The following is a 13,220-nucleotide window of genomic DNA, read 5'->3' on the forward strand; positions in this document are numbered from 1 at the left end:
CCTCACCCCAACCCTCTCCCAGAGGGAGAGGGAGTACCCAATCGGCAGTGGCAAATGCGCTCAGCTGAACAGCGCCAGCGCCTTGCCCAGGGTGGACCAGATGCCGGTGCCGAGCGGAATCAATACATAAGCCCAGAACGCGAACAACAGCAGGGCCTTGCCGAAGGTGCGATCGTCTTGCATGGCGAATCTCCGTGCGATAGATGAGGGGAAGCCGCTCAAACCGCGCCGGCGGCTTCGCGCAGATGATGCCGCGCATGCACGGGCCGCATCAGCAGGTTGCACGCGAAGCCCACCACCAGCAGGCCGGCCATGATATGCAGGGTATCGACATAGACCTCCGACCTTGGCACACCTAGCGCGAGCTTGTACTCGCGGATGTAGTTGACCAGCGCCGGCCCGGCAATGCCCGCGGCGGCCCAGGCGGTCAGCAGGCGGCCATGGATGCCGCCGACGTAGGCGGTGCCGAACATGTCCGCCAGGTAGGCCGGGATGGTGCTGAAGCCGCCGCCATACATGGTCAGGATCAGGAAGTAGCAGGCCACGAACAGGGCCACGTTGCCGGATGCGCCCACCGCCGGCACCGCCATGTAGAGCGCCGCGCCGAAGGCGAAGAAGATGGCGTAGGTGAGCTTGCGGCCGAAGTAGTCGCTGGCGGAGCTCCACAGGAAGCGTCCGGTCATGTTGCCGATGCTGAGCAGGCCGACAAAGCCCGCCGCGGCCGCGGCGGTGATGGTGCCCTTGAAGGTTTCCTGGATCATTACCGCGGCCTGGCCCAGCACGCCGATGCCGGCCGTGATGTTGAGGAACAGGATCAGCCACAGCAGGTAGAACTGCGGCGTCTTCAGGGCCTGGTCGATATGCACGTTGGCGTGTGTCACCATCTTGCTCGGCCTGGCCGGGGGGACGTAGCCAGGCGGCGTCCATCCCGGGGCCGGGATGCGAATCGCGAGCGCGCCGATCGACATCGAGATGAAGTAGATCACGCCCATCACCAGGAAGGTCTCCGCCACCCCCGCGCTGGTGGCGCTCTTGAAATGGTTCATCAGCGCCACCGACAGCGGCGCGCCGATCATCGCGCCGCCGCCGAAGCCCATGATCGCCATCCCCGTGGCCATGCCGCGCCGGTCCGGGAACCAGCGGATCAGCGTCGACACCGGCGAGACGTAGCCCAACCCCAGGCCGATGCCGCCCAGTACGCCGTAGCCCAGGTAGAGCAGCCAGATCTGGTGCAGCCAGATGCCGAGCGCCGAGACCACGAAGCCGCCGCCGAAACAGCAGGCCGCGGTGAACATGGTGCGCCGCGGGCCGACCTTCTCCAGCCACTTGCCGGCAAACGCGGCCGAGATGCCGAGGAAGAAGATTGCCAGCGAGAACACCCAGCCCAGCGTGGTCAGCTGCCAGTCGCCGGGCGCGGATTGCGTGACGCCGAGGATGCGGGTCAGCGGCTCGTTAAACACCGAGAAGGCGTAGGCCTGGCCGATGCACAGATGCACCGCCAGCGCGGCCGGGGGCACCATCCAGCGGTTGAAGCCGGGCCGGGCGATGATGGCCTCCTTGGAGAAGCGCGAGGGCCGCGCGGTGCTAGTGTTGGTGGGGATGCGCGGGGTCGGCGAGGGCGTCTGCGCTTGCGCGGGATATGGCATGAAGTTGTCTCCTACCTGGAAGTGGCAGCCTCTTGTTGCGCGGGGCGCGGCGGGCTGGAGCGCGTCGTCCAGCAAGTCTTGTGCCCAAGGCCCAAGCCCTTTGCCGTCAACGCATGACGCCGAATGGCCCGCTAGCGGGCGCGATGCGTTGGACAAAATGTCCGCGCGCCGGCCCGGTGTCCCGGCCAAAATGTCCATCCGCTGCGGGTTGGCTGGCTCGGGCTCGGTTTAACTCCCAATACAGCGCTTGCACCGACTGTCGCTAGACTCTTGCACTCTCCGTCTCTCCGCCCCGCAACAACCAAAGTGATGAGCGAACGACAAAGCAATGCGGCCGATACCGACAACTGGCAGCGCCGCACCATCCTGGTGGTAGACGACGAGGCCGGCATGCGTTCGTTCCTGTCGCGCGCGCTGGAAGGCAAGGTCGATGCCGTGCTGACCGCCGACAGCGCCGAAGCCGGCGCTGCGCTGCTGGAGCAGCGCCATGTCGACCTGATCCTCCTCGACGTGGCGTTGCCGGGCGCCAGCGGCGTGGAATGGCTCAAGGCGCTGCGAGCCGCCGGCAACCCCGCCGACGTGATCCTGATGACTGCCTTCGCCGACATGGAGACCGCCATCGAGGCGTTGCGCTCGGGCGCGGCGGACTTCATCGTCAAGCCGTTCCGCGTCGACCAGATGCTCAACGCGATCCGGCGCTGCTTCGACCGCGCGCGCCTGGCGCGCGAGAACTACCTGCTGCGCCGGGAGCTGGACCAGTACACCATCCACAAGCATGTGGTCGGCAACTCCGAGGCCATGCGCAAGGTGATGGCGCTGGTCGCGCGCGTCGCGCCGATGCCGTCGACGGTACTGGTCACGGGCGAATCCGGCACCGGCAAGGAAGTGGTGGCGCGCGAGCTGCACCGCCTGAGCGGACGGCAGGGCCAGTTCGTGCCGCTGAACTGCGGCGCGATGGCGCCGGAGCTGATCGAAAGCGAACTGTTCGGCCATGCCCGCGGCGCCTTCACCGGCGCCGCGGGCGCGCGCCATGGCCTGTTCCTCTATGCCGACGGCGGCACGCTGTTCCTGGACGAGATCTCAGAACTGCCGCTGCCGATGCAGGCCAAGCTGCTGCGGGTGATCGAAGACCGGCGCATCCGTCCGCTCGGCACCGAGCGCGAGATGGTGGTGGACGTGCGCATCGTCGCGGCCTGCAACCGCAGCCTGGCCCAGGAGGTGGCGGCCGGGCGCTTCCGCCAGGACCTGTATTACCGGCTCGACGTGGTCTCGATCGCGATTCCGCCGCTGCGCACGCGGCCGGAAGACATCGTGCCGCTGGCCGGGCATTTCTCGGAGCAGCTGTCGGCCCAGCTGGGGCTGCCCGTGGTGCCGCTGTCGCCGTCGCTGGTGCGCCTGCTTGAAGCCTATGACTGGCCGGGCAATGCGCGCGAGCTGCGCAACCTGGTGGAGCGGGCCCTGATTCTGGGCGAGTACCCGGTCGAGCTGCTGGCGCATGGCGAACCCGCGCCAGCCGCGCACGCGGCAGCCGATGAGCATGCGCCGGCAGACGACGCCGTGCTGCTGGAATCGGTGGAGCGCCGGCACATCCTCCAGGTGCTGGCGTCCGAGGGCGGCAACCGCGCCGAAGCGGCGCGCCGGCTCGGCATTTCGCGGCGCACGCTGGACCGCAAATGCCTGCAGTGGGGGCTGCGTCCTTGACCACGCGCGACCCGCGCGGCTGGGCGCTGGTGCGCCGCTATCGCGCGTCGCTGCGCGCCAAACTGGTGTCGATCGTGATTGCGCCCTTGCTGGTGGCGCTGGTCGCGTTGCTGCTGCTGATGGCGCTGTGGGGCAACCGCACTTTCCAGGCGTTGCTGGCCTACAAGGTCAACAGCGACCTGCTGGTCGCCCACGAGTATTTCGAGCACATGGTCGGCGGTGTGAAGGACCGGGTTCTGCAGGAGGCCCGGTCGCACGGGCTGGTGGACGCGCTTGGCCGTAGCAGCACCATGCCCGCCATCCTGGCGGAGGCGCGGCGCACGCACGGCCTTGATTTCCTGCAATTGCTCGATCCCAAAGGGCGGCTGCTTGCCGCTGCGCCGGCTGGTGCAGCGGATACCGGCTATGCCGCCTGGCGCGTGGTGGAAAGCGCCGCGGCTGGCCGCGCCGATGCCGCCACCGACGCCTGGTCCGCCGCGCAGCTGGCCGCCGTCTCCGCCGACCTTGCCCGGCGCGCCCCGGTCACGCTGCGCGCCACCGCCAATGCGGCGCCGACCGACCGCACCATTGAAACCCGCGGCATGGTGGTGCACGCGGCAGCGCCGGTGTTCGATGCCGCGGGCAAGCTGGTGGCCGTCCTGCACGGCGGCACGCTGCTCAACCACAACCTCGGCTTTATCGACACCATCAACGCCCTGGTCTACCAGCCAGAATCCCTGCCCCGCGGCAGCCAGGGCACCGCGACCCTGTTCCTGGACGACACCCGCATCGCCACCAACGTGCGGCTGTTCCATGGCGAGCGCGCCCTGGGCACGCGCGTCTCGCGCGAGGTGCGCGACCAGGTGCTGCTGCGCGGCGAAAAATGGCTGGACCTGGCCTTCGTCGTCAACGACCGCTACATGAGCGCCTACGAGCCCATCGTCGACAGCCGGGGCCAGCGCATCGGCATGCTCTACGTCGGCTACCTGGCCAGGCCCATCAGCCAGGCCAAGAACCTGGCGCTGGGCGTGCTGGTGAGCCTGTTCGTGCTGCTGGCCGTGGCGGGCGCGCTGTTCTCGCTGCTGTGGGCCAGGCGCGTATTCACGCCGATGACGCGCATGGTCGGCACCATGCGCGCGCTCAAGGCCGGCAACGATCATGCGCGCGTCGGCCCAGTGCGCAGCGAGGATGAACTGGGCCAGCTGGCCCGCCAGTTCGATCAGCTGCTGTCAGACCTGCAGCAGCGCAATGCCGAACTCAGGGACTGGGGCGACGCGCTCGACCGCAAGGTTGCCGAGCGGACCCGCGAGCTGGAAGATGCGAACGCCGTGCTGCGCGCAACCCGGCAGCAACTGATTACCTCGGAAAAGCTCGCGCTGGCCGGGCAGCTGACCGCTGGCGTGGCCCATGAAATCAACAATCCGATCGCGGTGATCCAGGGCAACCTCGACGTGGCCCGCGATATCCTCGGCCCGGCGGCGGAGCCGGTCCGGCATGAATTGCGCCTGATCGATGAGCAGGTTCGGCGCATCTACCTGCTGACCAACCGGCTGCTGCAGTTTGTCCGGCCCGAGGCATACGCCGGCAATACCGAGCGCCTGGACCTGGGCGAGGTTGCGGGCGGCTGCGTCGACCTGGTCCGGCATATGCTGAAGGACGCGGCCATCCGCGTCGAACTGGCCTTCACCGCCACGCGCCAGGTGCGCATTAGCCGCAGCGAACTGCAGCAGGTCATCGTCAACCTGCTGACCAATGCCATCCATGCCATGCCTGAAGGCGGCACCCTGACGCTGGCCACGCGCGACTGGGACGAGCACGGTGTGACATTGCATGTGCGTGACACCGGCCGCGGCATCCGCGCGGAAGACCTGCCCAACCTGTTCAATCCGTTTTTCACCACCAAGAAGCAGATGGGCACCGGCCTCGGCCTGTCCATCAGCTACGCGCTGGTCGAGCGCTATGGTGGCCGCATTACCGTGGAAAGTACGGTCGGGCAGGGCGCGGAATTTATCGTCTGGCTGCGCGAGGACGGGGCCGCGGCAGGGGCTGAGCCGGATGGCCGGGTGTCATGACGCCTCAGCCTCGGGGCTCAGCGCCTCTGCCACCTGATCAAGCTGCATCCTGATCATCGTCAGCAGGCAATGGACGCCGTGGCAGCCTTCCGAGCGTTCGCTTTCAATTTCCAGCAGCGACAGGACGCTACCCATGCCGGCCTGGACGCGGTCGAGCGATTCCAGGGTTTCTGACGGTATGCCAATGAAAATGGTTTCGTGCTGCGGATGGGTTTTCTCTTGCATTGCGTTCTCCTGAAGAAGGTTGGGAGACCCGCCTGATGCAATCGGAAGAGGGTGGCGGGCCTGACAGCGGGGGTCGCAATACCGGCTCTCTGACGAACACCGGCCAGCCTTATCGGCTGCCCCACCCGGCCCGCCATAGTGAAGCGACGCGCGCGTGCGTGTGGGATGGTCGCCTGAGCGACCATCCGTCAGAGAGAATAGCGGGTTGCGACGCCCGATCACCGTTGTTTCGGTGATAGGCTTAGTTTTGCCTTCTCGGTGGGGGATGGCGATCAGACGATTCGCAATGGAGGCGGCCAAGTACTTGAAGTTGGTGTGGTGGGAACAAGGCAGGCGCGTTATGGGAGTCATGGCGAGACTCGACGTTCGAATGACTGAGTGATCGCGGGGCTCATACGATCTTGTGCAAGCCGATCATGCGAACGCCTTGTGATACGCGTTGAGAGCGGGCGCGCCGCCCAGATGCACGTACAGCACGTTCGTTCCCTTCGGAATCTCACCCGCCTTCGCCATCGCGATCAGGCCCGCCATCGATTTTCCCTCGTACACCGGATCGGTGAGCATCGCCTCAAGCCGCGCTGCCGTGCGGATCGCATCGATCGTCCGATCGTCGGGCAGGCCATAGTCCGGACCCGCGAAACGAGGATCGACGATCACGTCGGCGTCGTCGATTGGCTTGCCGATGCCGATCAGTTCCGCCGTCTGTCGCGCGCTCTTCGCCACGGCGCGGCGCGTCATCGCCTCGTTGCATGCGGTATCGATGCCAATCAGGCGGCGTGGTCTGTCCTGCGCTTTGAAGCCTGCGACCATGCCGCCCTGTGTCGAGCCGGTGCAGGTCGCGGTGATCACGGTGTCGAAGAATACGCCCATTTCCTGTTCCTGACGCGCGAGTTCATCGGTGAAGTTCGCATAGCCGAGGCCACCAAGGCGATGATCGGATGCACCCGCCGGAATCGCGTAAGGCTTGCCGCCTTCCCGGTGCACCTGCTGGAGGGCGCGCGACCACGTCTCCTTCACCTCGGTCGAGTAGCCCTCTCCCTCCAGCAGCGTCTCGGCGCCCATCAGCCGCGACAGCAAGATATTGCCGACCTTGTCGTAGACCGGATCGTCCCAGTGTGTCCACTCCTCCTGCACTAGCCGGCAGCGCATGCCGAGCACCGCCGCGACGGCCGCAACCTGGCGCGTGTGATTCGACTGAATGTTGCCGATGGAAACGAGTGTGTCGGCGCCTTGTTTCACTGCGTCAGCGGCGAGCCACTCAAGCTTGCGAATCTTGTTGCCACCAAACGCGAGCCCGGACGACACATCGTCGCGCTTTGCCCACACCGAAATGCCGAGCACATCGGACAGGCGATTGAGCCGATGAATCGGCGATGGGAAGAAGCCAAGCGAGATGCGGCCGAAGCGATTTTCGAGATCAAGCGCCATGGCGAACTCCCTGTTGAAGAATGGGGGGAAGATTGACTCTAGATTAGGAGATTAATGGAAGGGCTTGGGGCTACACCGGCCTATCTTCGTCACATAGAGTGGCAGCGATGGCCGATGATTCGACCTGCATAGTCGGTGGCCGACTGGCTGTTTCCAATTGGCGGTCGGCTGAGCGTCTCAGTCCATAGGCGGTCGAACGACGCCGCATGGCCGAACTGAGACGCTGCTGCCACGCAGCATTCGGCAAGTGATAGCGCCTGAACGGCCGCGCAAACCGGACGTGCCAACGGATGGCATCGAAAGCCACTCGGGCAGGCTCTCGCCGGCAACACTTTCAGATCGCGTCGCCCAAAGCCCCCCGTCAGTCGTGCAGGTGCTCGTCCACGAAGCGCCGGAACAGCGCCATGCTCGGCGCCTCGGTCCGGCCCGCCAGCGTGAAGAACGCATAGCGGGGGCCGTCGTCGACCGCCGGTGTGGTCGCAAGTTGGCACAGCTTCCCTTCGGCGATTTCCGTCCGCACCGCCGCGACGATGCTGAACAGGATCGCGTCCGAAACCAGCACGGCCTCCACCAGGCTGCGCACGTTCTCGCAGCGCAGGCTCAGGCAATGCTCTGGGTCGGCGCGCGGGCCGAAGCGCTTTACCAGCCCGCGCGCGACTTCCGGGCTCAGCGGAGCCGACGCCAGCGGATAGCGCATGACATCGTCGAAGGTCACGGCCTCGCCGGCGGCGGCCTGCAGCAGCAACGGATGGCCCGCGCGGCAGATGAAGCGGCCCTGAAGCTGCGCCAGCAGTTCGTGGCGCAGATCGGTGGCCGGCGCCACGCTGGTGACCTCGACGATCACCGCGTCCAGCGTGCGCTGGCGCAGCTGGATCATCAGCGCGTCGGAAGTGCCGAGTGACACCGCCGCCTGGATCCCGGGGTGATGCATGGCCATGTGGCGCAGAAACGGCGTCATCAGCACCGCGCCGGGGCCCGCGCCCAGCCCGACACGGATGGCGCCGAGGTGATGGCGGTGGAACAGTTCGACGCTGCGATGCAGCTCGGCTTCCTCGAACAGCATGCGCCGGGCCCGCTCGGCGATCAGTTCGCCCAGCGGGGTCAGTACATTGCGCCGGCCATGGCGGTCGATCAGCTTGCCGCCGAGCTCGTCCTCCAGCGCCTGGATGCTGCGGCTTAGCGCCGACTGGGTCAGGTGCAGCCGTTGCGCGGCGCGGCTGAACGATTCCGCGTCCGCGACCATGAGCAGGTGCCGCAGGTGCTTGAGGTGCATCGATGCCTCGTGAATGAGTTTTATGAATAAATTTTAGACGAGTAATGCATTGGACACATAGCAGGCTGGGCCGATACGATTCGTCGCACAACACACAAAGCGACGCAAGGCGCGAGGAGACTGCCATGACCCGAATCCGATTCCAGAACATTGCCCGCCGGCTGCTGCGCGGCGCGGCGGCCGGCCTGCTGTGCGTGGGCCTGGCGCCGGCCTACGCCTATCCCGAGCGGCCCGTCACGCTGCTGGTGCCATTCCCGGCGGGCGGGCTGTCGGACGTGGTCGCCCGCAACCTCAATGCGCCGCTGGGCCGGCAGTTCGGCCAGCCGGTCATCGTCGAGAACCTGGGCGGGGCCGGCGGCGCGATCGCCGCGCAGAAGGTCCTGCATGCGCCGGCCGACGGGCACCTGCTGTTGCAGGCCGGCCCCGGCGAACTGATCACGACGCCGCTGGCGAATGCCGCCATCAAGTACAAGAGCGAGGACTTCCGGCTGGTACACATGGTCGGCGCGGTCGACCTGGCCATCCTGGTGCGCAAGGACCTGCCGGTGAAGGATGTCGATGAACTCGCGGCCCATGCCGCGCAGGCGGCCCGCGCGGGCAAGCCGCTGACCTATGCCAGCGTCGGCATCGGCTCGCTCTACCACCTGCTCGGAGCGCACCTGTCGCAGACCATCGGCGCGCCGATGACGCACGTGCCCTACAAGGGCGGCGCGCCCGTGATCCAGGACCTGGTGGGCGGCATCGTCGATATCTTTATCTCGCCGTTCGGCAAGCCCGACATCGAGCGCATGCGCACCGGTCAGGTCAGGATGCTGGCGGTGCTGTCACCCACGCGGCTCGACGCGGTCAGGTCCGTGCCGAGCGTCAATGAAAGCAGGGCGCTGCGCGGCTTCAACTACTCGACCTGGGCCGGCGTCTTCGTGAAGAAGGACACCGCCGAGCCGGTCGTGCAGGCGCTGCACAAGGCGCTGGCGCAGACGCTGGCCGACCCCGCGGTACGTGCCAGCCTGGATGCCGCGAACCTGCCCGCATCCCGTCCGGCATCGCTGGCGGAGAGCCAGAAGGCCTACCAGCAGAGCATCGACCAGTACCGCGGCATCGCCCGTGCCATCGGCCTGCAGCCGCAATGAAGGACGCCATGCATCCCCTCCTGGCAGCGCTGCGGGACAGCACGGAAGCGTTCGTTGCCATCCGCCGCGACATCCATCGCCATCCGGAACTCGGCTTCGAGGAGCACCGCACCAGCGAGATCGTGGCCCGCCTGCTCGCCGAATGGGGCTACGAGGTGGAACGCGGGCTCGGCACCACCGGCGTCGTTGGCCGGCTGCGGCGCGGCAGCGGCAGCCGCAGTCTCGGCATCCGCGCCGACATGGACGCGCTGCCGATGGCCGAAGCCACCGGGCTGCCCTATGCCAGCTGCCATCCCGGCGTAATGCATGCCTGCGGGCACGACGGGCATACCGCCATGCTGCTTTGCGCGGCCAGGCATCTCGCACTGCATGGTAATTTCAGCGGCACGCTGAACCTGATCTTCCAGCCGGCGGAGGAGGGCCTGGGTGGGGCCAGGCGGATGATGGAAGCGGGGCTATTCGACACGTACCCTTGCGATGCTATCTTCGCCATGCACAACGTCCCCGGCTCGGCGCCGGGCCGGCTGCTGATGCGCCAGGGCGCGGCGCAGGCTTCGGCCGACAACGTGACCATCACGCTTACAGGCATCGGCGGCCATGCGGCGTTCCCGCACAACGCGGCCGATCCGGTCGTGGCCGGCGCTTCGATTGTGATGACCTTGCAGACCATCGTGGCGCGCAATGTCGATCCGCTGCAAACGGCGGTGATCACGGTGGGCGCTTTCCAGGCGGGCACCGTTTCCAACATCATCCCTGCGCAGGCCGTGCTCAGGCTGAGTGTGCGCGCGCTGGATCGCCAGGTACGCGATCGGGTCGAGCAGCGCATCTGCGAACTGGTCACTGCTCAGGCGCAAAGCTACGGCGTGGCGGCGCAGATCGACTACGAGCGCGGTTATCCGGTGCTGGTGAACACGCCGGCGGAAACGGCGTTTGCTGGCCAGGTTGCGCTGGAACTGCTGGGGCCCGCTCACGTCAACTGCCAGGCACCACCGATCGCGGCGAGCGAGGACTTCGCCTTCATGCTCGACGCGGTGCCTGGTTGCTACCTGTGGATTGGCAATGGCGAGGGGGGCGAGGGCGGCTGCATGGTGCACAACCCAGGCTATGACTTCAACGACGCGAATATTCCGGTGGGCGCGGCTTACTGGGCGCTGCTATGCGAGCGCTTCCTGGTGGACCAGCCATGGCCGGGCCACGCGGCGGACGCCCGGACAAGTGCCTAGGCTAGCCGAGTGTGGGACGCTCAACCCCCGCAGTCCGCGGGCTGGCGCCTGCATGCAAGCGGCGATGGCAGGCCGGCCGGAATCCGTGTCTCAGGGGAAAGAATACGCCCGGCCACTGCCGGTGCAAACCGGCCGGCGCGGTGAAGTTGCTGATCCACTCGCAAGTCGATAGTGCACCGCTCCGGCCAGCTCAACCGAGGCTGGATGCCACTACATCCTGGCGAGATAGCGGGCCACGGCCGGGATATCTTCGTTCGACAAGGTGGCGGCAATGCCGTCCATCGCGCCGGTAGCGTCATGGCGCTTGCCGCTCTTGAACGCCGCAAGTTGGTGCGCGAGGTAATGCTCTCCCTGGCCGGCGAGACGCGGTGCCAGCTCCTTGCCCGTCAGTGCTTCCCCATGGCAGGCCTGGCAGCTGCGGGCCTGGACCACGGCCTTGCCGCGCGCCTCGAGCGCGGCGCTCTCTGTCGCGTCCGTGCTATCGGCCGGTGCCTGCCTTGCGTAGTAGGCTGCCAGTGACCGGATCTGCTCGGCGGTCAGGCTCCTGGCAAGTGGCCCCATGGTCGGGTTGTCGCGCTGCCCGCTGGCGAACGCGCGCAGCTGCGCCTCGAGATAAGCTGCCGGCTGCCCGGCCAGGGCCGGGTACTCCGCGTTCCGGGATTGCCCGTACGGACCATGGCAGGCGAAGCAGGTCTCCGAAAACTGTGGCCATGCGCCACCATTGGCCTGGCTTGCCCGGGCCTGGTTGTCCAGTGCCGTGCCGAACCGGTGGTAGTCCACCAGTTCGGGAACGAGGAATGCGGCCGCTGCCGCCACTACTGCAGCCGTCGCGAGCACCATGCGCTTCATCTTCATTTATGCCTCCGGGACGGGAGAGGGCAGCGCCGCTTGCAGCGCGCCGAGTGCCTGCAGGGCGGCACGGTGGCCCGAGCGCACGGCGCCGTCCATGGCGCCGGCCCAGATGTCGGCCGTCTCGGTCCCCGACCAGATCAGCCGGCCCAGCGGTGGATGCAGGTGTTGGCCCAGCTTGGTCCAGAAGCCGGCGGGCATCGGGTTGATGCAGCTCATCGACCAGGGGTCGACCTTGCCCCAGTCAAGGTCGTGGTATTGCGTGGGCTTCAGCGCCTGGTCTCCGAATGCCCTGGCATAGATGGCGGACAGGATGGGCTCGGCGGCGTTCGGGTCGGCCGGCAGGTAGCCGGGTTTGACGAAGGCGCTGAGCACGCCGACCGAGCCGTCCGGCGGCGAGTTGTCGACCGACCAGATCAGCGGGCCGTCGAGCGGCACCACCTGACCGTTGAAGCCTTTCTCCCTCCAGAACGGCCGTGGGTAGACATGTGCGGCCTTGCGCATGGGCGCATGGGCAGGCCAGGCCCGGTGCAACTGTGCCCGGCCGGGCGGCAGCGGGGGATCGAACACAATCTGCTGGCACAGCGCCGGGTTCAGCGCGGCAATCACGTGACGCGCCCGCACCACGCCGTGATCGGTGTGCAGTTCGACGATCTCGCGGTCCCAGCCGACGATCTTGCGCACCGGGCAGGACAGCCGGACCTTGTCGCCGAGGTCTTGCGCCATCCGGATGCTGAGAATCTGCGAGCCGCCGACGAAGCGGGTTTCCTGTGCGCCGTCCTTGATCTTCTCGAGCGTGTCGTAGTCACTGTTCGCGCTGTTGATCACCGACAGATAGTGCAACAGCCCGAGTTGTGCGGGCGGCGCGCCGAGCGACAGGGTCGCCGCCATGCCGAAGGAGAATTTCTCCTCGTTGCTCAGGCCTTGCCGCGCCAGCCAGTCGCCAAGCGTCAGCTTGTCGTATTCCGCTGCTTTCGACGCCTTCCATGGCGCGCCGCTGGGCACGCCGCGCGCCATCTCGCTGAGCCTGGCGGCCACCTGTCCCTGGGCACCGATGCCCCCATGCAGGTCCTGGGTTACGCGGATGTTGTCGGCGAGGAATACGGTCTTGCCGGCGTAATAGGTGCCGAAGGTCTCGACGCCGAGCTCGCGCGCCAGGTCGGCAATGGCGGTCTGGCCGGGGCCGATCCACTGGCCGCCCGCTTCGGAGACCACGCTGTTGCCGAGGTCGTGGTTATAGGTGCGGCCACCGACGCGGTTGCGGGCCTCCAGCACCACGAAGGACTGGCAGCCGGCGCGCTGCAGGTCGCGCGCGGCGGTCAGTCCGGCCAGGCCGGCGCCGAGGATGGCCACGTCCAGCACGTCGCGCTGTGCGCGTGCAGCGCCCGCGCGCAGGGGTGCGGCGCTGGCGGCAGGCGGTGCGGCTACCGCCAACGATGCGGCCGCCGCCGCTGCCGCAATGCCGAGCAGCCGGCGCCGTGTGTGTGAGTCCGGCGCGGAGCCGGGCGCCCTGTTCTGTATCCCCTCGACCCGTGCCGCGCCATCCCGGCGCCTTGTCTGCTCGCTCATTGTTCGGTGAAAGCCAAAAGTAGTATATGAGTGCAAATATAGGACGAAAAGACAAACAAGTCAAAAGACCGCGAGGTAGGTGGTTTCGGCATCGCTTCACGCCCATGACGGACAAGTCAGGGAAG

Annotated in this window: 11 protein-coding genes; 4 read left to right on the plus strand and 7 right to left on the minus strand. The window is 67.1% G+C overall.

Annotated features, from left to right (window positions below; translation table 11 throughout):
- Positions 1-60 precede the first annotated feature (60 nt).
- On the minus strand, positions 61-183 hold the full coding sequence (locus AC3FMM_RS31045) for an MFS transporter small subunit (RefSeq protein WP_258400839.1): 123 nt from the start codon (positions 181-183) through the stop codon (positions 61-63).
- A gap of 35 nt (positions 184-218) precedes the next feature.
- Positions 219-1,646 (minus strand): L-lactate MFS transporter, encoded by a 1,428-nt coding sequence (locus AC3FMM_RS31050; protein ID WP_414248680.1) that lies wholly within the window; start codon positions 1,644-1,646, stop codon positions 219-221.
- A 309-nt stretch (positions 1,647-1,955) separates the two neighbouring features.
- On the opposite strand from AC3FMM_RS31050, the gene AC3FMM_RS31055 reads away from it, so the two are divergent.
- Positions 1,956-3,347: a sigma-54-dependent transcriptional regulator gene (locus tag AC3FMM_RS31055; RefSeq protein WP_116314137.1), complete on the plus strand. Its 1,392-nt coding sequence runs from the start codon at positions 1,956-1,958 to the stop codon at positions 3,345-3,347.
- Entirely contained in the window at positions 3,320-5,398 is a 2,079-nt protein-coding gene (locus AC3FMM_RS31060) for a sensor histidine kinase (protein ID WP_488688277.1), read from the plus strand. The genes AC3FMM_RS31055 and AC3FMM_RS31060 overlap by 28 nt, the downstream gene beginning before the upstream one ends.
- Here AC3FMM_RS31060 and AC3FMM_RS31065 read toward each other — a convergent pair.
- The 3 genes from AC3FMM_RS31065 to AC3FMM_RS31075 form a co-directional block, all read right to left on the minus strand.
- Positions 5,393-5,623 (minus strand): DUF1484 family protein, encoded by a 231-nt coding sequence (locus tag AC3FMM_RS31065; protein WP_488688279.1) that lies wholly within the window; start codon positions 5,621-5,623, stop codon positions 5,393-5,395. The two genes, AC3FMM_RS31060 and AC3FMM_RS31065, sit on opposite strands and share 6 nt — an antisense overlap.
- A 414-nt stretch (positions 5,624-6,037) precedes the next feature.
- Positions 6,038-7,051: a 1-aminocyclopropane-1-carboxylate deaminase gene (locus AC3FMM_RS31070; protein ID WP_488688281.1), complete on the minus strand. Its 1,014-nt coding sequence runs from the start codon at positions 7,049-7,051 to the stop codon at positions 6,038-6,040.
- A gap of 361 nt (positions 7,052-7,412) precedes the next feature.
- Entirely contained in the window at positions 7,413-8,324 is a 912-nt protein-coding gene (locus tag AC3FMM_RS31075; RefSeq protein ID WP_115683398.1) for a LysR family transcriptional regulator, read from the minus strand.
- Between the two features lie 125 nt (positions 8,325-8,449).
- Here AC3FMM_RS31075 and AC3FMM_RS31080 point away from each other — a divergent pair, with 125 nt between their 5' ends.
- Positions 8,450-9,454 carry a Bug family tripartite tricarboxylate transporter substrate binding protein gene (locus AC3FMM_RS31080; protein ID WP_116314142.1) on the plus strand — a complete coding sequence of 335 codons (1,005 nt, stop codon included), beginning with the start codon at positions 8,450-8,452 and terminating at the stop codon, positions 9,452-9,454.
- A gap of 8 nt (positions 9,455-9,462) precedes the next feature.
- Positions 9,463-10,677 (plus strand): M20 aminoacylase family protein, encoded by a 1,215-nt coding sequence (locus AC3FMM_RS31085; RefSeq protein ID WP_488688283.1) that lies wholly within the window; start codon positions 9,463-9,465, stop codon positions 10,675-10,677.
- 210 nt (positions 10,678-10,887) lie between these two features.
- Here the strand turns inward: AC3FMM_RS31085 and AC3FMM_RS31090 are convergent, their stop codons facing one another.
- On the minus strand, positions 10,888-11,526 hold the full coding sequence (locus tag AC3FMM_RS31090; protein ID WP_326348283.1) for a c-type cytochrome: 639 nt from the start codon (positions 11,524-11,526) through the stop codon (positions 10,888-10,890).
- A 6-nt stretch (positions 11,527-11,532) separates the two neighbouring features.
- Positions 11,533-12,960 (minus strand): flavin monoamine oxidase family protein, encoded by a 1,428-nt coding sequence (locus AC3FMM_RS31095; protein ID WP_488688284.1) that lies wholly within the window; start codon positions 12,958-12,960, stop codon positions 11,533-11,535.
- Positions 12,961-13,220 lie beyond the last annotated feature (260 nt).

Source organism: Cupriavidus sp. 207A1, assembly GCF_057798955.1.

Excerpts from the sequence above, each read along its gene's own strand:
- AC3FMM_RS31075 (WP_115683398.1), bottom strand. The coding sequence starts at position 8,324 with ATGCACCTCAAGCACCTGCGGCACCTGCTCATGGTCGCGGACGCGGAA.
- AC3FMM_RS31085 (WP_488688283.1), top strand. The coding sequence starts at position 9,463 with ATGCATCCCCTCCTGGCAGCGCTGCGGGACAGCACGGAAGCGTTCGTT.
- AC3FMM_RS31060 (WP_488688277.1), top strand. The coding sequence starts at position 3,320 with ATGCCTGCAGTGGGGGCTGCGTCCTTGACCACGCGCGACCCGCGCGGC.
- AC3FMM_RS31090 (WP_326348283.1), bottom strand. The coding sequence starts at position 11,526 with ATGAAGCGCATGGTGCTCGCGACGGCTGCAGTAGTGGCGGCAGCGGCC.
- AC3FMM_RS31050 (WP_414248680.1), bottom strand. The coding sequence starts at position 1,646 with ATGCCATATCCCGCGCAAGCGCAGACGCCCTCGCCGACCCCGCGCATC.
- AC3FMM_RS31070 (WP_488688281.1), bottom strand. The coding sequence starts at position 7,051 with ATGGCGCTTGATCTCGAAAATCGCTTCGGCCGCATCTCGCTTGGCTTC.
- AC3FMM_RS31055 (WP_116314137.1), top strand. The coding sequence starts at position 1,956 with ATGAGCGAACGACAAAGCAATGCGGCCGATACCGACAACTGGCAGCGC.
- AC3FMM_RS31065 (WP_488688279.1), bottom strand. The coding sequence starts at position 5,623 with ATGCAAGAGAAAACCCATCCGCAGCACGAAACCATTTTCATTGGCATA.
- AC3FMM_RS31045 (WP_258400839.1), bottom strand. The coding sequence starts at position 183 with ATGCAAGACGATCGCACCTTCGGCAAGGCCCTGCTGTTGTTCGCGTTC.
- AC3FMM_RS31080 (WP_116314142.1), top strand. The coding sequence starts at position 8,450 with ATGACCCGAATCCGATTCCAGAACATTGCCCGCCGGCTGCTGCGCGGC.